Below are 18,297 nucleotides of genomic sequence, written 5' to 3'. Positions count from 1 at the left end.
TCACTCTTTCCCCGCTGCGGCGTCAGCGAGCGCGTTGGCGCCACCGACGATCTCGCTGATTTCCTGGGTGATCTCCGCCTGACGAGCCTGGTTCATCTGCATGGTGAACACGCGGATCAGCTCGTTGGCGTTGTCCGTGGCGGACTTCATCGCGCGGCGACGCGCGGCCTCCTCTGAAGCCGCCGACTCCAGCAGCGCCGTGAAGATGCGGGACTCCACGTAACGCGGCAGCAGCGACTCGAGTACGTCGGCCGCGGTGGGCTCGAACTCGAAGTAGGGCGGGATCGCGTCGCTCTCACTCGCCTCGGTCTCCTCGACCTCCAGCGGCAGGATGCGCTTGACCACGACGTTCTGCGTGAGCATCGAGACGAACTCGGTCGAGACGATGTGGATCTCGTCGATCCCGTTCTCGTCCTTGAACGACTCGATCAGCAGCTCGGCGATCTCCTTGGCGTCGCTGTAGGCGGGCTTCCTGGAGAAGCCGACCCACTGCCCGCCCATCGTCCGGTTACGGAAGGAGTGCCAGGTGACACCCTTACGGCCGGTGACGAACGGGACGACCTCAAGCCCGCGGCTCTTCAGCAGTCCGCGCAGGGCCTCGGCCTCGCGCAGGACGTTGGCGTTGAAGCCGCCGCAGAACCCGCTGTCGCTGGTGACGACGAGCACGCCCGCCTTGGTGGGATTGTCCTTCGCCACGGTCAGCGGATGGTCGACGCTCGCCGCGTTGCTGACGACGCCGGTGACGGCGCGAGTGATCTCACGCTCGTACGGCAGCGCCGCCTGCATCCGCATCTGCGCCTTCACGATCCGCGAAGAGGCGATGAGCTCCTGAGCGCGGGTGATCTTGGCGGTCGACTTGACCGACTTGATCCGCCGCCGCAGCAGCCTTAGCTGGGCACCCATGGGCTACTTCTTCTCCGCCGAGCGGACGACCTTGCGAATCTTCTCCTGGCCGACCTCGCCCTCTTCGAGCGGTGCGACCGGCTCGTCCTTGACCAGGAGCTCGCCGGAGAAGGTGGTGAAGGACTTCTTGAACTCCGTGATGGCGTCCTTGAGGACGGTCACCGTGTCGTCCAGCAGATCGTTGGTCTCGCGGATGCTGTCGAAGACACCCTTGTGCTTGCTCTGCAGGTAGTCCAGGAACTCCGACTCGAAGCGGCGGATGTCCTCGACCGGCACCTCGTCGAGCTCACCGGTGGTGCCGGCCCAGACCGACACGACCTCGCGCTCGACCGAGAACGGCGAGTATTGGGCCTGCTTGAGCAGCTCGGTCAGGCGCTGACCGCGCTCCAGCTGAGCCTTGGACGCCGCGTCGAGGTCGGACGCGAAGGCCGCGAAGGCCTCCAGGTCGCGATACTGCGACAGCGACAGACGCAGCGTGCCCGCGACCTTCCGCATCGCCTTGATCTGCGCCGAGCCACCGACTCGCGAGACCGAGATACCGACGTTGATGGCGGGGCGGATACCGGCGTTGAAGTAGTCGGTCTCCAGGAAGCACTGCCCGTCGGTGATGGAGATGACGTTGGTCGGGATGAACGCCGAGACGTCGTTGCCCTTCGTCTCGATGATCGGCAGACCGGTCATCGACCCCGCGCCCATGTCGTTGGAGAGCTTGGCGCAGCGCTCCAGCAGGCGGGAGTGGAGGTAGAAGACGTCGCCCGGGAAGGCCTCACGGCCCGGCGGACGGCGCAGCAGCAGCGAGACCGCGCGGTAGGCGTCGGCCTGCTTGGTCAGGTCGTCGAAGACGATGAGAACGTGCTTGCCCTGGTACATCCAGTGCTGCCCGATGGCGGAACCGGTGTAGGGCGAAATGTACTTGTAGCCCGCGGGGTCGGACGCCGGAGCGGCGACGATCGTGGTGTACTCGAGCGCGCCCGCCTCCTCGAGGCGAGCCCGCACCTGGGCGATCGTCGAGCCCTTCTGGCCGACCGCGACGTAGACGCAGCGCACCTGCTTGTCCGGGTCACCGGACGCCCAGTTGTCGCGCTGGTTGATGATGGTGTCCACGGCGATCGCGGTCTTGCCGGTGCCACGGTCACCGATGATCAGCTGACGCTGGCCACGGCCGATCGGCGTCATGGCGTCGATCGCCTTGATGCCGGTCTGCAGCGGCTGCTTCACCGGCTGCCGCTGGACGACCGACGGGGCCTGGAGTTCGAGGGCGCGCAGGCCCTCGGACTCGATGGCACCCTTGCCGTCGAGCGGGTTGCCGAGGGGGTCGACCACGCGGCCGAGGAAGCCATCGCCGACGGGCACGGACAGGACCTCGCCCGTCCGGCGGACCGTCTGGCCCTCCTCGATGCTGCTGAAGTCGCCCAGGACCACGACACCGATCTCGCGGGTGTCGAGGTTGAGTGCCAGGCCGCGCGTGCCGTCCTCGAACTCGAGCAGCTCGTTCGCCATCGCCGAGGGAAGGCCGGAGACATGGGCGATGCCGTCGCCACAGTCGACGACGGTCCCGATCTCCTCGCGCGCGGCGCCTTCCGGTTCGTACGCCTGGACGAAGCGCTCAAGCGCGTCCCGGATCTCGTCCGGCCGGATCGTAAGCTCCGCCATCTCTTCTCTGTCTCCTCTATCGCCCTAGCCGGCCAACCGGCGGCGGACTTCTTCGATTCGTCCCACAATGGTGGTGTCGATGATCTCGTCGCCGATGCGGACCGAGAAACCACCGAGCACTCGGGGATCCACTTCGACGTTGACGTGCACGTCGCGACCGTAAGAGGTGCGCAGCCACGCCGTGAGGCGCTGCTTCTGCTCCCCGGTCAGCTCGACCGCGGTGCGCACCGTCGCGACGAGGCGCTGGCGCTGCTGCGCGACCAGCCGGCTGAACTCCTCCAGGCCTGCCTCCAGGCTACGCCCACGAGGATGCACGACCACCTGCGTGATCAGGCGCAGCGTGGTGGGGGCGACCCGGCCGCCGAGCAGGTCCTGCAGCAGTTGCCGCTTGCCCTCCTCGGGAGCGGCCGCGTCGGTGAGGGCCAGGCGGAGCTCGAGGTTGGCGGCGACGATCCGGCCGAAGCGGAAGAGCTCGTCCTCCACGTCGTCCAGCTTGCCCTGCGCCTCGGCCTCCGCGGCCGCGGCGACGACGCCGAGCCGTTCGAGCACGTCGGCCAGGTCCCCGGCGCGCGACCACTTGACCTCGACCGCGGCCTCGGCCGTGGCGAGCGCGGCCGCGCTGACCTTGCCATCGAGCAGATTCCGGATGACCTGCGCCTTCTGAGCACCGGGCCTGGCCGGGTCCGACAGGGCCCGGCGCAGTCCGTGCTCACGGTCCAGCAGGTCCGCGATCGCGTTGAGGTCCTCGGCCAGCCGGCCCAGGTCCGCCGAGCCCGCCACAGCGTTGAACCGCTCCTCGACCACGGCGAGCGAGTCCTTGCTGAGGCCCCTCATCTGGTCGCTCACCGCACCGCCTGCGCGTCCGAGCGCTCCAGCTCGTCGAGGAAGCGGTCGACGACGCGGCTCTGCCGGGCCTCGTCCTCCAGGGACTCACCGACGATGCGGCCGGCCAGGTCGGTCGACAGACGGCCGATCTCGGTACGGAGCTGGGCGAACGCCGCCTGCCGGTCCGCCTCGATCTGAGCGTGCGCCGCCTCGACGAGACGGCGGGCCTCGGCCTGCGCCTCCTCGCGGAGCTCCGCCCGGATCTCCGCGGCCTGCTCGCGAGCCTCCTCACGGAGACGAGCCGCTTCCTGCCTGGCCTCGGCCAGCTGTTCGCGGTACTGCTTCTGCAGGTTCAGGGCCTCGGCCTGAGCGTCTTCCGCTCTCTTTATGCCGCCTTCGATAGCTTCGGTCCGCTCGGCCAGCGTCTTCTGGATGCGGGGGACGAGCAGCTTACCGACTACAAAAAGGACGACGAAGAACGAGAAGATACCGACGACGAGCTCGAATGTGTGCGGGATGAGGGGGTTCGACCCCTCCTCCGCGGCCAGGAGCGTAGCTGCCTTGATCATGGATGCAGCCTTTCGTCAGAAGGGGTGATCAGGAGGCGCCGATGTTCTGGAAGATGAACGGCGCGACCAGACCGAGCAGGGCCAGGGCCTCGGTGAGGACGAAGCCGAGGAGCATGTTCTGGCGGATCAGGCCGTAGGCCTCGGGCTGACGCGCGATGGCCTGCACGCCCTGACCGAAGATGATGCCGACGCCGATGCCGGGGCCGATGGCGGCAAGACCGTAACCGATGGCGGTGACGTTGCCGGAGACCTCAGCGAGAACGCTCATTGCTGTATTCCTTTACTGGACGGCCGGTGAAGCGGTGTCTCCACCGGTCATGGATATTCCGGTATGGATGGTTCTCAGTGCTCGGGGTGAAGTGCGTTGCCGATGTACATCGAGGCCAGCATGGCGAACAGGAACGCCTGCAGGAACTGGATGAAAATCTCGAAGCCGGTGAAGATGATGGTCATGATCACGCCGATGACGCCGACGGGGGCGCCCAGCGGGGTCAGCTTCTCGAACAGGAACCAGAAGCCCACCATGCTGAAGAACGCGAGGAGCATGTGGCCGGCGAACATGTTCGCGAACAGTCGGACCGCGTGCGTGAACGGCGCGATGATCAGGTTCGACAGGAACTCGATCGGCGACAGCAGGATGTAGATCGGCTTGGGCAGTCCCGGCGGGAACATCATGTTCTTGAAGTAGCCGATCGCCCCCTGGTGCTTGATGCCCAGGTAGACCTTGAGCACGTAGATCGAGATCGCGAGCACGGCCGGGAAGGCGATGTGCGAGGCCACGGGGAACTGGAGCAGCGGGACGACGCCCATGATGTTCCACACGAAGACCAGGAAGAACAGCGTCAGCAGCAGGCCCATCCACCGGTCGGCGTCCTTGCCCAGGAAGGGCCGGGCGACCTGGTCGCGGACGAACATGTAGCCGTATTCGGCAGCATTCTGGACGCCCCGTGGCACGACCTTCGGGTTGGCGAAGGCCGCCCAGCAGAAGCCGATCACGATGATCGAGCTGAGGATCGCGAGAAGAACCGGCTTGGTGAACCAGTCCACCCCGGGAATGATGGGGGCGAAAGTGAACAGTTCATCAGGCGACGGCGCCTTGAACTGATCGTCGGCGAGGACCGTCAGCGCACTCACGCGGCGTTCCCTTCAACGTCGTAGCGGATCACAAGGGTTTCCTCAGCGAAGTGGTCGCGCCGTGCGGCTAGCGACCGTACTTGCGGTAGACCAGGTACACGGACAGCACGATCCCCAGGACGACGCCTATAGGGAAGAACGCGGACGTGTCGAGCCAACGGTCCAGCAACCAGCCGCCGCCGCCGTAGATCGCCATCCCGGCGAGCAGATAGCTGGGGATCGACCATGCGGCGTTGGCGAAGTCCTGACCGTCGTCTTCCGGTCGGCGTTCCTGTTCGCTCATCGCGGGGCCGACGATAGCAGGCAAGTAGAGGACTAGTCATATCGGACCCCATCCCTTTACCAGCCTCATGGGCCACCGTTCCCCGGGACCTTGGCTTCGGGGTCGACATAAAGCATTTTTGTCTTCATGAACGCCCGGACCTCGAAGGCCGTCCAGACGAGCGTGCATACCACGACGGACCAGGCAAAAGCCTTGTTGTTCCACGCCGTGGTGTCGCCGAAGGCCGCCAGCATCGCCATGATGGCGATGACTTTGATGAGATAGCTCACCATGGCGACGATGGCCATGATTTGCGGGGACACTCGGGCCGCGTAGGAGACGGCCACCACGCTGATGCTGAAGAAGACACCGACGAGCGCCGTGCCGATGGCCGCGCCCAGCGCTCCCTTCGCTCCCGCCAGGAGCAGGGCCACGACCACGGCGACCACCCCAACCGCGAGGGTGGGGATCGCGGCACTCTTGAGTACGCGCACGTCGTTGGCCTGCATCGGTGCTCCAGTAAGCATGTTATCAAGCGAGCGTTTGCTACCCCCAAAGCCGGTGCATTGGGGGCCCCTGCTCGTGAAAGATATCACAAGCTCACTGAAGACCGCTTTTACCTGCCGTTTCTAGTTCGCGATCATGAACGGCCTGGAACAGCAGGAATGACCGGTTTCGCCGCGGCGTTCGCGCGCTCCTGCGACGGGCCGGGCGGCGGGCCGACGGGGGGCGGGTCCTGCCGCCTGACCTCGGCTTCCGGCACGATCGGCGGCATGGGGCCGGTGGGCGGGCCGTCGTCGTCGGACCTGCCGCGGGAGTGGAGGCCGCCCCTGCCCCGCCAGCGCGGCGCGGCCATCAGGACCAGCACGCCGAGCGCGAGCAGGATGACCACCGGGAACAGCAGGACGGGCACGCCGATCGTGGACAGCGCGACGATGCCGAACGCGAACAGGAACGTCCACGCGTACATGATCAGCACGGTGCGGCGGTGGGAGTGGCCGATGTCGAGCAGGCGATGGTGCAGGTGACCGCGGTCGGGCGCGAACGGCGACATGCCGTGCGAGGTGCGCCGCACGACGGCGGTGACCAGGTCGATGAGCGGGAGCACCAGCACCGCGGCGGGCACGAGCAGCGGCAGCAGCACCGGCACCTTGTTCATGCCCTCGATGATCGACGGGTCGACCGGCGTCACGGTGACGATCGAGGAGGCGAGCACGAGCCCGATGAGCATCGCCCCGGTGTCGCCCATGAAGATCTTCGCGGGATGGAAGTTGTGCGGCAGGAATCCCAGGCAGCAGCCGATGAGGATGGCGGCGATGGCCGCCGTGGTGGCGATGCGGTCGCCGCTGATGCTCTGTTTGAGGAAGATCGAGTAGGCCCAGGTGGCCATGCCCGCGATGCAGACGATGCCCGCCGCCAGGCCGTCGAGGCCGTCGACGAAGTTGACCGCGTTGATCGCCACCACCACGACCATGATCGTGATGACGGTGCTCAGCGTGTAGTCGAGGCTGGTGGAGCCACCCCAGTCCTTGGGCAGCGGGATGTAGGTGAGCCGCAGGCCGAACCAGACGAGCACGCCGGCGGCCGCGATCTGGCCGGCCAGCTTGATGAAGGCGTCCATGCCCCACCAGTCGTCGAGGAACCCCGTCAACGTGATGAGGCCGCCCGAGATGATCAACGCCATCACCGGGTTGCCTTCGGCCTCGCTCAGCACCTTGCCGGTGTTGGTCAGCTCGCTGGCCACCAGCAGCCCGACGACCAGCCCGCCGTACATGGCCAGACCGCCCAGTCTCGGCGTCGGCGTGGTGTGCACGTCGCGTTCGCGGACCTCGGGCATGGCGCCGATGCGGATGGCGAAGCGGCGCACCAGGGGGACGAGCAGATACGTCACCGCTGCCGCAATGAGCGCCATGAACAGGTATTCGCGCACGGACCTAGTTTCCTGGATGCTCCGACCGGCTGTGACCGGAAATCGACACACACCAGCTTAATTTTGGCTCTTAATATTGGCTGTCATATGGCTGGAAGGCCCCCAGCAGGGCCGCGACCCGCCCCTTGACCTCGGCCGCAGTGCCCGGATGGCGTACGGCCTGCACGAGCAGGGCCCCCACTTCCTTCAACTCCTGGGGCCCCATCCCCTGAGTGGTGAGACACGGCGTGCCGACACGTATCCCGGAGGTCACGGCCGGAGGCTCCGGATCGTAGGGGATCACGTTCCGGTTGAGCGTGATCCCCGCCGCGGCGCACCGCCGCTCGGCCTCGGCGCCCGACACGCCCAGTTCGCGCAGGTCGATGAGCATCAGATGTGTCTCCGTACCGCCTGACACCGGCCGCATCCCCTCGGCCGCCAGAGAGTCGCACAGGGCCTGGGCGTTGGCGACCACCTGCTTGGCGTACTCGCCGAACTCGGGCCGCAGCGCCTCGCCGAACGCCACCGCCTTGGCCGCCACGGCGTGCATGAGGGGACCGCTCTGGATGAACGGGTACACCGCCCGGTCGATCCGCGCGGCGAGCTCCGCCGTACAGAGGATGCCGCCCCCGCGCGGTCCGCGCAGCGCCTTATGCGTGGTGTAGGTGACCACGTCCGCGTACGGGACGGCGGACGGAATGGCGCCACCGGCCATCAGCCCGATCGGATGCGCCACGTCGGCGAGCAGCCAGGCGCCCACCTCGTCCGCGATGCCACGGAAGGCGGCGAAGTCGATCAGCCGGGCGTAGGAGGTGGCGCCGCAGACGATCACCTTCGGCTGGTGCCGCAGCGCGAGGTCCCGCACTTCGTCGTAGTCGATGAGTTCGGTGTCCCGTCGCACCCCGTATGACACGACGTCGAACCATCTTCCCGAGAAGTTCACCTTCGAGCCATGGGTGAGATGACCGCCATGCAGCAGATCCATGGCCAGCATGGTGTCGCCGGGCTGCAGCAGGGCCGCGTACGCCGCGAGATTGGCGGAGGCCCCCGAATGGGGCTGCACGTTGGCATGCTCGGCCCCGAACAACCTCAAGGCCCGCTCTATCGCCAGCCGCTCCGCCCGGTCGACGACCTCGCAGCCGCCGTAGTAGCGATGGCCCGGGTAACCTTCGGCGTACTTGTTGGTGAGGGTGGATCCGAGGGCGGCCAGGACCGCCGGGGAAGCGAGATTCTCACTCGCGATCAGCTGGAGACCGCCGCGGACCCGTTCCAGCTCGTCGAGCAGCACCTGAGCCAGCTCGGGGTCCTGCTGCTGGAGCCGTCCGAAGTCGGGACCGTAGTAGGGCACTACACCCATGCTCCCACTGTACGGCCATTTGTCCGTTTTTCCCATGCCCCACCGCCGGTCCGGCAGTCAGGCGGGCGTCAGTGCGCCGCTCCACGAACGTGCGCCGGACATCCGTCCTTTCTCTGCCCGACGGGGACCCAACCACGACGGACCGTCATCTTCCACTCCCCCGACGGAGAACCCGCCCGAAGAGACCCCAGCCACCACGGACCGCCTCCCCCTGCCAACAGGGCCCGCGTGAAGGGATCCCGAGCCACCACAAACCGTCTCCTCTGCTCCCCCGGGGGCCGCTCGAAGGGACCCCAACCACCATGGACCGTCTTCCCCTACTCCCCGCAGGGGATATCCCTCCAAAAGACCCCAGCCAGGTCAGACCGTCACCGAGATTGAGACGGACGGGTGACGAAACACCGGGGGCCCCTTGGGGCCCCGAGGAGGCGACCAGCCGAGCAGCCGGTGTGGCGGCCAGTCGAGTGAATGGGCCCGGCAGCGGCCCAGCCGAGCGGTCAGTGGGGCGGTCAGGTAGGCGGTCAGTGGATCGGGCTGTCAGGAGAACGCGTGAGGGGCGCCGATCGCGCTGGGCACCCAGCGGGGCGTGTCGGCGGCCTCCTCGCTGATCGACGTCAGCACGGCCTGGCGGTAGAGGGCGAGCCTGGAGCGCCACGCGCCGATGTCCTCGACGTAGCGGGTGCCCACAGGGGCGTCCCACGTCTGCGGGCTCTTGGCAAGCTGGTACGCCTTGTCAAGGGCCGTTGTGAGGCTCTCTAGTAGGGGTAGGACGGTCTGCCAGGCGGTGACCAGGCGCTGATACTCGGGATTGAACTCCCAGGCCCTTGGATGGGCTTCCAGGGGGTTTCCGTTGCCATTGACGGGTGGGTTCTCGCCCGGCTGTCGGGGTTGAGGGGCGGGCGGGTCCAGGTACATCACACGCTCCTCTCGTGGGTCCCCGGCTCGATCGTGCCGGGCGGCCCATCAGGCTGAATGTCTCTGAGCGCCCACTCGCCCTTGCCGTACTCGCCCTGCGGCACCTGCACGCCCGGCATGTCCATGGGCTGAACGTCACGGGCGTGTTCGACCAGGGTCCTGAGCGCGTCGGTGTCCAGCGGCTTCACGTCGATGGAGACGACGTCGCCGGCCCACTTCCCGGTATCTGCCCCTTGCGCCGCGTAAACGGTCGTAGCGGTGGTCTCGCGGGTGGAGGTGTCGGCGGGCGGGGGCGTCGCGCTGTCGGTGGCAGGCGGCGGGGTGGAGCCACCCTGATCCGCCGACGGCTCGGTAGGAGGCACCACGACCGGTTCACCGACAGTGGGCATCGAGACATCCGTGGCCCGCTGCCCCGAGGGGTTGGTCGGTGTCGTGTCACCTGCTCTGTTGTCGGGCACCTGCTGGCCTGGCGGATTGGTCGGTGTTGTGTCACCAGCCCTGTGATCCGGCACCTGCTGCCCCGGCGGGTTGGTCGGCGTCGCATCCCCCGCCCTCTGGTCAGGAACCTGCTGACCCGGCGGATCCGTCGGTGTGACCACCGACCCGTCGCCGGTCGAGCGCGTTCCCGTGTCCGTTCCCTGGCACTCGCCCGTGTCGGTCGTGGCCGTGGGTGCGTCCGCCGTCGCGGTGGAGCCTGTGGTCGCCGTGGAGTCTGTGGTCGGGGCCGTTGGGGTGGAGTCGGCCGTCTGGGCCGTGGCGGCCGTGTCCGCTGTCGAGCCCGATATGTTGTCTATGGACGGCGTGCCGGTTGCGGAGGCTATATCCCCAGTTGATGGGGTGTGGTGGCCTGTGGATGAGGCTGTGCTGCCGGGGTCGATCGTCCCCGGCTGGCCGTCGGGGCTGATGTGCCTGGGTGCCCACTCGCCCGTGCCGTACTCGCCCGCCGGGACCTCCACTCTCGGCATCTCGGCCGGCTGGATGTCGCGCGCGTGGTCCACCACCGTCGACACCGCGCCGGGGTCCATTGGCTTGGCATCGATGGACACCGCGTCGCTGCCGTCGTTGGCCCAGGCGTTGACGTCCGTGCCGTGCGTGGACGCGTCGCCGGAGACCGAGGGCATCTCGGCGGGCTGCACCTTCTCGATGTCGTCGAGCAGCGCCCGCAGCTCTTCGGCCGTGGGCGGATCAATGGGCACCTGGAGCACCTTGACACCGTCGACCACGATGACCCGAGGTTTGTGCGGGTCGGAGTCGTCGGGATGGTCCTTGGCCGGGGTGTCGATGATCCCGCTGTCGGAGTCGGCACCGCGATCTCGCCTACTGGCGATGTCGTCGTCCTTAGGCTCGTCACCGGTGTCGGGCGTGATGTTGTCGACATCCGGTTTGTCGTCACCCGTCTTGGCGTCCGGCTTGTCCTCACCGGTCTTGGCATCCGGTTTGTTGTCATCGCAAGCCTTAGCATCAGGCTTGTCTTCGCCCGTCTTCGCGTCCGGCTTGTCGCCCGTCTTCGCGTCCGGCTTGTCGTCCGCCTTGGCATCCGGCTTGTCGGCCGTCTTCGTGTCGGGCTTGTCCTCGCCGGTTTTGGCGTCCGGCTTGTCAGCAGGGGTGCCGTCGTCCGCTCGCGGGTTCTCGTACTTGGACCGCTCATCGCCTCGGTCCTTCTTGGGCTCGTCACCGTCCTTGGCGTCGCTGCCCACCGTCGGCGCGGCCTCCTTGGCCTGATCCCCCACCCGCGGGTGATCGGCCTTCTTCTCCAGCAGCCCAAGCCGGGCCGTCACGTCGCGGACCATCACCTCGGCGGCATCGGCCACCTGGACCGGGCGATGGGTGGTCTGGGTGGCCAGACCCGCGCCGCTCATGACCTGCCCGACACGCCCCTCGACCGACCGCATCTGCGTGACCGCGTGCTTAACCTCGGCCAGCAGATCACGGACCAGCTTGGGATCCATGCCGTCGAACTTGCCCATGGGTCACTCCCGGACGTCTCGCCGCTCCGGACTTCACCGTAAGGGCCTGCTGGCATCACCGCAGCCGGGATAATCAGACGGTATACGTCAGGCGCCCGTCCAAGCCGTACACGCCGACTGTACGAACGAATGCATCAACCGACCGGACGAGCAGACCAGACAAGCCGACTAGGCCCAACCGGACGGACGGGGCGACGCGGGCAGGCATGCAGGCGGGCCAGCCGGGCGGACCGGATAGGGCCGCCGGACAAAACAGGCGGACGGACATACTGACGGGCCGCGTGGCCAGACCGACCAGGCAGACAGGCCGTGCCGACCAGGCCGATGAGCCGGACCGACCAGGCGGACCGACCAGGCGGACGGGCCAGGCGGACAGACGGGCCGCGTGGACGGACCAGACCGACAGGCCCTGTGGTCAGTCGTCCGTGGCGACGTAGCCGATGATGCCCCGTAGTTTCTCCACCGGGATCGCCCCCCGCCTGAGCATCCGCGGCACCGCCGTGGTCAGGTCCAGGATCGTGGAGGGTGTGTTGTCCGTGGTCTTGCCGCCGTCCAGATAGACCGCGACCGACTCACCCAGCTGCTCCTCGGCCTCCGCCGCCGTCATGGCCGCCGGGGCGCCCGAGCGGTTGGCGCTGGAGACGGCCATCGGGCCGGTCTCCTTCAGCAAGTCGAGCGCGACCGGGTGGAGCGGCATGCGCAGCGCGACCGTGCCCTTGGTCTCGCCCAGGTCCCAGGACAGCGCCCGGTTGGCCTTGCAGACGAGCGTGAGCGGGCCGGGCCAGAAGGCGTCGATGAGGTCCTGACCGTACGGTCCCAGGTCGTCGACCAGGGCGTTGGCCGCCCTGACGGTGCCGACGAGGACCGGTGGCGGCATGTCGCGGCCGCGGCCCTTGGCCTCGAGCAAGGCAGTGATCGCCGCGGGGGTGAAGGCGTCGGCGCCTATCCCGTAGACCGTGTCGGTCGGCAGCACCACCAGCTCGCCGCGGCGTACGGCGGAGGCGGCCTCCGTCAGGCCCTCGGCCCGCTGCTCCATGTCCGTGCAGTCAAAGCGTCTTCCCACGGTCTTATCGCCTCGCTCCGCTCGGCGGGGAGCGGCGCTCTCGAGGCTCCCCCCTCCTCATTCGGTCACTTCGCGGCCTCTCGCCGTCAGGAGAAGGCCGCGCCGCTCGCGTGCATCCTAGTCCTGGCCAAGTCTGGCCGTGACGAAGCGGTCCCTGCGGGTCAGATCCTGCCGCAGTCGTACGTCCCGCCAGCCGTTGTCCTCAGGGAACGTCAGGTAGACGGCCCTACCCTGCTCGTCGGCGTGTTCGACGGAGACCCAGCCACCGGGGCGCAGCAGGCGGCGCGCGGTACGTTCGACGGCGCGTACCTCGCCCAGACCGTCGTCCCCGGTGCCGTAGAGGGCCCGCGAGGGGTCGTAGTCGCGCACCTCGGGGTCACGCGGAATCGCGCCAGGAGGGATGTAGGGCGGGTTGGAGATGACCAGGTCGACCTTGCCGTTGAGCTCGGGCAGGGCTTCGGCCAGGTCATCCGGATGCAGGTGGGTGCGGCCCTGGCCGTGTTCGGAGATGTTGCGCTTGGCCCAGCCGTACGCGCCCGGGTCGACCTCGACCGCGTGCACCTCGGAGAGCGCGACCTCCTGGGCGATCGACAGCGCGATCGCGCCCGAGCCGGTGCCGAGGTCGACGACCAGGGGCGCGGCGACGTCCATCGCGCGCAGCGTCTCGATGGCCCAGCCCGCCATGACCTCGGTCTCGGGCCGGGGTACGAACACGCCGGGCCCGACCGCGAGCTCCAGGTAGCGGAAATAGGCGTGGCCGGTGATGTGCTGCAGCGGCTCGCGGGCCTCGCGTCTGGCGACGCCCTCCCAGAAGAGCGCGTCGAAGTCGGCGTCCTTGACCATGTGCAGCTCGCTCCTGCGCACGGCGTGGACGAAGGCCGCGATCTCCTCCGCGTCCGTACGCGGTGAGGGCACACCTGCCTCGGCCAGCCGTGCGGTGGCGAGGGCGATTTCGTCCAGCAGAAATGTCATGAGTGTTGTGCGAGCTTCTCCGCCATTTCGGCGTCGATGAGGGCCTGGGTGACGGCGGTGAGCTCGCCGTCGAGAACTTGGTCGAGGTTATACGCCTTGAAGCCGACTCGGTGGTCGGAGATGCGGTTTTCCGGGAAGTTGTACGTGCGAACCCGCTCGGAGCGGTCGACCGTGCGCACCTGCGACTTGCGTTCGGCCTGCGCGGCGGCCTCGGCCTGCTCCTGGGCGATGGCCAGCAGCCGGGCGCGCAGGATGCGCAGCGCCGACTCCTTGTTCTGGAGCTGGCTCTTCTCGTTCTGGCAGGAGACCACGGTGCCCGTGGGCAGGTGGGTGATCCGGACCGCCGAGTCGGTGGTGTTGACGCTCTGGCCGCCGGGGCCGCTGGAGCGGTAGACGTCGATGCGCAGCTCGTTGGGGTCGATCTGGACCTCGACGTCCTCGGCCTCGGGGTAGATGAGCACGCCCGCGGCGCTGGTGTGGATGCGGCCCTGCGACTCGGTGACAGGCACCCGCTGCACACGGTGTACGCCGCCCTCGAACTTGAGCCTGGACCACACGCCCTCGTCGCCCTTGGCCTTGATCGCGACCGTGACGTCCTTGTAGCCGCCCAGGTCGGAGTGCTGGGTGTCGATGATTTCGGTCTTCCAGCCGAGCCGCTCCGCGTAACGCAGATACATCCTGAGCAGGTCGCCGGCGAACAGCGCGGACTCCTCGCCGCCCTCGCCCGCCTTGATCTCCATGATGATGTCTTTGTCATCGTTGGGGTCACGCGGGATGAGCAGGTGTTTGAGCCGCTCTTCGAGGCGCGGGATGCGCTCCTCGATCTCGGCCGCCTCCGCGGCGAAGCCCTCGTCCTCGCCCGCCAGCTCCTTGGCCGCGACCAGGTCGTCGCGGGCCGACGCCAGCTCCCGGTAGGTGCCCACGATCGGGGTCAGCTGCCGGTAACGCCTGCCGAGAGTGCGGGCCTTGTTCTGGTCGGCGTGCACGGCGGGATCGGCGAGCTGCAGCTCCAGCTCGGAATACTCCTTGAGCAACTCGTCGAGATTCACCGTGCGTCCTTCGTCTGGGGTGTAACGGTCTCTTCACCAAGAACGCCGACCCGGCGCACGTGAGTGCGTCCGGGTCGGCGTCGGTGAAGCTAGTTGCCCGAGGACTTCTTGCCGAAGCGCTTCTCGAAGCGCGCGACCCGGCCGCCGGTGTCGAGGATCTTCTGCTTGCCCGTGTAGAACGGGTGGCAGGCCGAGCACACGTCGGCGTGGATGACGCCGTTCTTGGCGGTGCTGCGGGTGGTGAACGTGTTGCCACAGGTGCAGGAGACCTGGGTCACGTTGTAGGCGGGGTGGATGTCGGGCTTCATTGCTGTCCTTTCGAGGTGCGGTCGCCGGGTCGCCAGAAGTCGCGATCAAACGCGGGCGGGAGCCGGAACCGCTGCGGGTCAGCTACCAGTGTGCCAGATGCTGTAACCGTCCCAGGCCACTGGACATTCCCGGAACCTTATAGCGGACTCACTGTCGTCACATTAGGCTCCCGCGCACAAACCATTACTTTTATCCCATAAGGACTGCGATCAGATGAAGAAGGGGCTGCGGTCGCTACTCGCGACCGCTACGGGGGCCGCGCTTCTCCTCGGATGCGTGAACCTCTCGGCCGCGCAGGCGGCCAGTGCTGGAAGCGACTTCAACGGGGCTGCCACGTCGGACGCGTTCATCCCGGTCGACCGGGACATCGAAGTCAGCGTCACTCTCAGGCTGAAGGACCCGGCGACCGTCACGGCGGCCGTCACCGGCAGCATCACTCCGCCCGGTAAGTCGGGACGAGACGTGGACTTCGACTTCCGGCCGTCTCCGACGAGCAAGGCCACTGAGACGACGATCACCGGCAGGTTCGGCATCGGCAAGGACGACCCCGCCGGCGACTGGAAGCTGAACGTCAGTGTCCCGCGTGCCTCGGGCACCGGAAGCAATGCCTTCGTCCTCAATGTCTCCGGCAAGCAGGGCATCACCAGCGGCGGCGTCACGCCCAACCCGGTGCGCCTGGTCAAGGGCAAGGACGTCAAGGTCTCGGTGAAGGCTTCGGTGACCGATGCGGAGTCGGTCTCCGCCAAGCTCATCAGCGAGGAGTCCAACGAGTCCTACGACCTGGGCGACCTGGAGCGCGGCTCCGACGGCTATTACCGCGGCAGCACGTTCTTCAGCGACGACACGCCTCCCGGGGACTGGACGCTGGAGGTGTACGCCAACCGCGGCGGCCAGTCGCTCAAGGGCGTCAGCTCCTTCACCGTCGTCGCCCCGGTGGGCGGCGCCTCGAAGAAGGCCAAGGTCAGGATCACGATCAAGGCCCCGGCCAAGGTACGGAAGGGTGCCTCCGTCACGGTCTCCGGCAAGGTCTATCGCGGCTCCAAGGGGTATCCGAACAAGAAGCTGGAGGTCTACTTCAAGACCAAGGGCACCAAGACGTACAAGCTCCTGCGCTTCGTGAAGACGAACTCAACCGGCAAGTACGCCAAGTCCTTCGCCATGAAGAAGGACGGCTACTTCCGCGTCAAGGCGCCCGGCACGAGCAGGACCCGCAGCGCGCTGTCGCCGCAGGAGTTCGTGGACGTCAGGTAGTCGGCGCGTCCCGCACATCCGTGGGACGTCAGGTGCTCACCGCCCCACACAATCCGTGGACGTCAGGTGGCCAACGTCACAGATGCTCGTGGGCGTCAGGTGGTCAACGGCCCAGATAGGTGAGTACGGCGAGCACTCGCCGATGGTCCTCGGGCGCCGGCCCGAGGGCCAGCTTGGCGAAGATCCCGGAGATGTGCTTCTCCACGGCCCCTTCGGTGACGACCAGCCGGGCGGCGATGGCCGTGTTGGAGCGGCCCTCGGCCATCAGCGCCAGCACCTCGCGCTCGCGCCGGGAGAGCGTGTCGAGCGGGGCGCCACGCCGCTGCCTGCTGAGGAGCTGCATCACCACCTCGGGGTCGATGACCGTGCCGCCCGCCGCCACCTGCCGCACGGCCTCCAGGAACTCGGCCACGTCGGCCACCCGCTCCTTCAGCAGATAGCCGACGGCCGGGCCGATGAGCTCGCCCGCGTAGCGTTCCTCGACGTATTGCGACAGCACCAGGATCGGGAAGTCCGGCCTGGCCGCCCGCACCTTCAGCGCGGCGCGCAGGCCCTCGTCGGTGTGGCTCGGCGGCATCCGGACGTCGACGATCGCCAGGTCGGGCGCATGCTCCTTGACCGCGGTGATCAGGGACGGCCCATCGGAGACCGCCGCGACGGTCTCGATGCCTCCGTCGGCGAGCAGCCGGGCCAGCCCCTCACGGAGCAGTACGGAATCCTCGGCGATGACCACGCGCATGTGCAATGCCTACCACTCGCAGGGCAACTCCGCGCGCACGAGGGTGGGACCGCCGACGGGGCTGTGCAGGATGAGCACCCCGTCTATGGTGGCCGCCCGGTCGGCTAACCCCGCCAGGCCGCCGCCCGCGCTGACCAGGGCGCCGCCGATGCCGTTGTCCCACACGTCGACGATCACCTGCCGGTTTTCCTTGGTCACCCGTACGGACGCCTCGGTGGCGGCCGAGTGTTTGGCCATGTTGGCCAGGGCCTCGGCCACGATGAAGTAGGCGATGCTCTCCACGGCCGGGGGCGGCCGCTCGTCGGCCGTGCCGAGCTCGACCGCCACGTCCACGTGCACCGGCGCCCGCGCGGCCAGCCCGGACAGCGCCGCGTCGAGCCCTCGGTCGCTCAAGATGGCCGGATGGATGCCCCTGGCCAGGTCGCGTAGCTCGGCGATCGCGGCCTTCGTGCCACGGTGCGCCTGGGCGATCAGCAGCCGGGCCTCTTCGGGGGCGTGGTCGAGCTTGGCCTGCGCCCGTCCGAGGTCCACCGCTACGGACAGCAGCCGCTGCTGGGCGCCGTCGTGCAGGTCGCGTTCGATCCTGCGGCGCTCCGCCTCGGCCGCGTCGATGCCCCTGGCCCTGCTGGCCCGCAGTCGCTCCTCCTCGCTCCCGCTGAGCAGCACCACGGCCAGCGTGCCGTGCAGCCAGGCCATCCCGCGTACGGCATAGGCGGTCACTGCCAGCATGCAGAAGCCCAAGATCGTACCGAGCACCGCCCCCGGCCAGCTGTCGAGGGCCAGGGCGTCGTTGAATCGCAGCACCTCACCCTGCGCGTGCCAGAAGGGCGCGGTGATCAGCGTGAGGGTCCCCACCCATGACAGGGCGGACACCACGAACTCCACCAGGCTCAGCGGAAACAGCAGTAACAGATAGCCGAGGTCCTTCCAGGTGGCCGGATCCTTGAACAACCACCCCATGTGGGCGCCGATCCCCCGCTCGGGCCGGGCGCGGTAGGGATCGGCGATCCGTACGCCCAGCGCGGCCCACAGCACCCGGCGCTCCAGCATCGCCGCTCCGCGCCACGTGAACATGGTCAGCAGCACCAGCGGGATGCCCACCCACAGGACCACCAGCGCGACGGAGAACGGCACCGCCACGGCCAGCACGGCGAACCAGCCGACCCCGAAGGCCAGACTGACCAGCATGTAGGGCACGGCCCGCCACGTGGCCGGATCCACCACAACGCCAATGGGCCCCCGGGGCCCCAACGGCACGCGCTCCCTCAACGGCACAGCAACCATGCCATCAAGGGTGCCCGTCCAACGGGCCGCTGAGAATGTGGCGGACTTCCGTCCTCAGGTGGGGTTATCCCCAGTGGCCGATCTCACCGCCTCGTCACAGCGGGCCACCCTCTGCTGCGGATCAGCGGCTGTGCCC

The 18,297-nt window shown here is 68.0% G+C and carries 19 protein-coding genes; 1 reads left to right on the top strand and 18 read right to left on the bottom strand.

Annotated features, from left to right (window positions below):
* The 16 genes from AB0L53_RS26435 to rpmE all read right to left on the bottom strand — a co-directional run bounded on the left by AB0L53_RS26435 (window position 1) and on the right by rpmE (window position 14,886).
* The gene (locus AB0L53_RS26435; protein ID WP_358427041.1) at window positions 1–903 is read right to left on the bottom strand and encodes a F0F1 ATP synthase subunit gamma; all 903 of its coding nucleotides are present in this window, start codon (window positions 901–903) and stop codon (window positions 1–3) included.
* Between the two features lie 3 nt (window positions 904–906).
* Window positions 907–2,556, bottom strand: coding sequence for a F0F1 ATP synthase subunit alpha (gene atpA / locus AB0L53_RS26430; protein ID WP_358427038.1), 1,650 nt, complete (start codon window positions 2,554–2,556; stop codon window positions 907–909).
* A 24-nt stretch (window positions 2,557–2,580) separates the two neighbouring features.
* Complete coding sequence (locus AB0L53_RS26425; RefSeq protein WP_363998878.1) at window positions 2,581–3,402, bottom strand: F0F1 ATP synthase subunit delta; 822 nt, start codon at window positions 3,400–3,402, stop codon at window positions 2,581–2,583.
* Window positions 3,399–3,950 (bottom strand): F0F1 ATP synthase subunit B, encoded by a 552-nt coding sequence (locus AB0L53_RS26420; protein ID WP_363998875.1) that lies wholly within the window; start codon window positions 3,948–3,950, stop codon window positions 3,399–3,401. The genes AB0L53_RS26425 and AB0L53_RS26420 overlap by 4 nt, the downstream gene beginning before the upstream one ends.
* 28 nt (window positions 3,951–3,978) lie before the next feature.
* The gene (atpE, locus tag AB0L53_RS26415) at window positions 3,979–4,218 is read right to left on the bottom strand and encodes an ATP synthase F0 subunit C (RefSeq protein ID WP_357942664.1); all 240 of its coding nucleotides are present in this window, start codon (window positions 4,216–4,218) and stop codon (window positions 3,979–3,981) included.
* A 74-nt stretch (window positions 4,219–4,292) separates the two neighbouring features.
* A complete protein-coding gene (atpB, locus tag AB0L53_RS26410; protein WP_363998872.1) occupies window positions 4,293–5,084 on the bottom strand; it encodes a F0F1 ATP synthase subunit A in 792 nt (263 codons plus the stop codon).
* 67 nt (window positions 5,085–5,151) lie between these two features.
* Window positions 5,152–5,367 carry an AtpZ/AtpI family protein gene (locus tag AB0L53_RS26405; RefSeq protein ID WP_214641702.1) on the bottom strand — a complete coding sequence of 72 codons (216 nt, stop codon included), beginning with the start codon at window positions 5,365–5,367 and terminating at the stop codon, window positions 5,152–5,154.
* Window positions 5,368–5,432: 65 nt separating this feature from the next.
* Window positions 5,433–5,855 (bottom strand): hypothetical protein, encoded by a 423-nt coding sequence (locus AB0L53_RS26400; protein WP_363998869.1) that lies wholly within the window; start codon window positions 5,853–5,855, stop codon window positions 5,433–5,435.
* Between the two features lie 131 nt (window positions 5,856–5,986).
* Entirely contained in the window at window positions 5,987–7,276 is a 1,290-nt protein-coding gene (locus AB0L53_RS26395; RefSeq protein WP_363998866.1) for an MraY family glycosyltransferase, read from the bottom strand.
* A gap of 70 nt (window positions 7,277–7,346) precedes the next feature.
* Window positions 7,347–8,612: a serine hydroxymethyltransferase gene (glyA, locus tag AB0L53_RS26390; protein ID WP_363998863.1), complete on the bottom strand. Its 1,266-nt coding sequence runs from the start codon at window positions 8,610–8,612 to the stop codon at window positions 7,347–7,349.
* Between the two features lie 537 nt (window positions 8,613–9,149).
* A complete protein-coding gene (locus tag AB0L53_RS26385; protein WP_225290361.1) occupies window positions 9,150–9,527 on the bottom strand; it encodes a hypothetical protein in 378 nt (125 codons plus the stop codon).
* A complete protein-coding gene (locus AB0L53_RS26380; RefSeq protein WP_363998860.1) occupies window positions 9,527–11,494 on the bottom strand; it encodes a hypothetical protein in 1,968 nt (655 codons plus the stop codon). Before AB0L53_RS26380 ends, AB0L53_RS26385 begins: the two co-directional genes overlap by 1 nt.
* A gap of 415 nt (window positions 11,495–11,909) precedes the next feature.
* Entirely contained in the window at window positions 11,910–12,557 is a 648-nt protein-coding gene (locus AB0L53_RS26375) for an L-threonylcarbamoyladenylate synthase (RefSeq protein ID WP_363998857.1), read from the bottom strand.
* A gap of 117 nt (window positions 12,558–12,674) precedes the next feature.
* Window positions 12,675–13,529: a peptide chain release factor N(5)-glutamine methyltransferase gene (prmC, locus tag AB0L53_RS26370; protein WP_363998854.1), complete on the bottom strand. Its 855-nt coding sequence runs from the start codon at window positions 13,527–13,529 to the stop codon at window positions 12,675–12,677.
* Complete coding sequence (gene prfA, locus AB0L53_RS26365) at window positions 13,526–14,578, bottom strand: peptide chain release factor 1 (RefSeq protein ID WP_358537171.1); 1,053 nt, start codon at window positions 14,576–14,578, stop codon at window positions 13,526–13,528. The genes prmC and prfA overlap by 4 nt, the downstream gene beginning before the upstream one ends.
* Before the next feature lie 89 nt (window positions 14,579–14,667).
* Complete coding sequence (gene rpmE, locus AB0L53_RS26360) at window positions 14,668–14,886, bottom strand: 50S ribosomal protein L31 (protein WP_225290356.1); 219 nt, start codon at window positions 14,884–14,886, stop codon at window positions 14,668–14,670.
* A 277-nt stretch (window positions 14,887–15,163) separates the two neighbouring features.
* On the opposite strand from rpmE, the gene AB0L53_RS26355 reads away from it, so the two are divergent.
* A complete protein-coding gene (locus AB0L53_RS26355) occupies window positions 15,164–16,138 on the top strand; it encodes a hypothetical protein (protein WP_363998849.1) in 975 nt (324 codons plus the stop codon).
* 103 nt (window positions 16,139–16,241) lie between these two features.
* Here AB0L53_RS26355 and AB0L53_RS26350 read toward each other — a convergent pair whose 3' ends face one another.
* Window positions 16,242–16,877: a response regulator transcription factor gene (locus tag AB0L53_RS26350; protein WP_358427004.1), complete on the bottom strand. Its 636-nt coding sequence runs from the start codon at window positions 16,875–16,877 to the stop codon at window positions 16,242–16,244.
* Between the two features lie 9 nt (window positions 16,878–16,886).
* Window positions 16,887–18,098, bottom strand: coding sequence for a sensor domain-containing protein (locus AB0L53_RS26345; RefSeq protein WP_363998846.1), 1,212 nt, complete (start codon window positions 18,096–18,098; stop codon window positions 16,887–16,889).
* Window positions 18,099–18,297: the final 199 nt, after the last annotated feature.

It is taken from the genome of Nonomuraea sp. NPDC052129, from assembly GCF_040680095.1.
GTDB lineage: Bacteria > Actinomycetota > Actinomycetes > Streptosporangiales > Streptosporangiaceae > Nonomuraea.
The sequence above is the reverse complement of the archived record's forward strand: the minus strand, read 5'-3'. Positions and strand labels throughout refer to the sequence as shown.

Excerpts from the sequence above, each read along its gene's own strand:
- AB0L53_RS26400 (WP_363998869.1), bottom strand. The coding sequence starts at position 5,855 with ATGCAGGCCAACGACGTGCGCGTACTCAAGAGTGCCGCGATCCCCACC.
- atpE (WP_357942664.1), bottom strand. The coding sequence starts at position 4,218 with ATGAGCGTTCTCGCTGAGGTCTCCGGCAACGTCACCGCCATCGGTTAC.
- AB0L53_RS26420 (WP_363998875.1), bottom strand. The coding sequence starts at position 3,950 with ATGATCAAGGCAGCTACGCTCCTGGCCGCGGAGGAGGGGTCGAACCCC.
- AB0L53_RS26435 (WP_358427041.1), bottom strand. The coding sequence starts at position 903 with ATGGGTGCCCAGCTAAGGCTGCTGCGGCGGCGGATCAAGTCGGTCAAG.
- glyA (WP_363998863.1), bottom strand. The coding sequence starts at position 8,612 with ATGGGTGTAGTGCCCTACTACGGTCCCGACTTCGGACGGCTCCAGCAG.
- AB0L53_RS26350 (WP_358427004.1), bottom strand. The coding sequence starts at position 16,877 with ATGCGCGTGGTCATCGCCGAGGATTCCGTACTGCTCCGTGAGGGGCTG.
- AB0L53_RS26380 (WP_363998860.1), bottom strand. The coding sequence starts at position 11,494 with ATGGGCAAGTTCGACGGCATGGATCCCAAGCTGGTCCGTGATCTGCTG.
- atpA (WP_358427038.1), bottom strand. The coding sequence starts at position 2,556 with ATGGCGGAGCTTACGATCCGGCCGGACGAGATCCGGGACGCGCTTGAG.
- AB0L53_RS26385 (WP_225290361.1), bottom strand. The coding sequence starts at position 9,527 with ATGTACCTGGACCCGCCCGCCCCTCAACCCCGACAGCCGGGCGAGAAC.
- rpmE (WP_225290356.1), bottom strand. The coding sequence starts at position 14,886 with ATGAAGCCCGACATCCACCCCGCCTACAACGTGACCCAGGTCTCCTGC.
- AB0L53_RS26405 (WP_214641702.1), bottom strand. The coding sequence starts at position 5,367 with ATGAGCGAACAGGAACGCCGACCGGAAGACGACGGTCAGGACTTCGCC.
- prmC (WP_363998854.1), bottom strand. The coding sequence starts at position 13,529 with ATGACATTTCTGCTGGACGAAATCGCCCTCGCCACCGCACGGCTGGCC.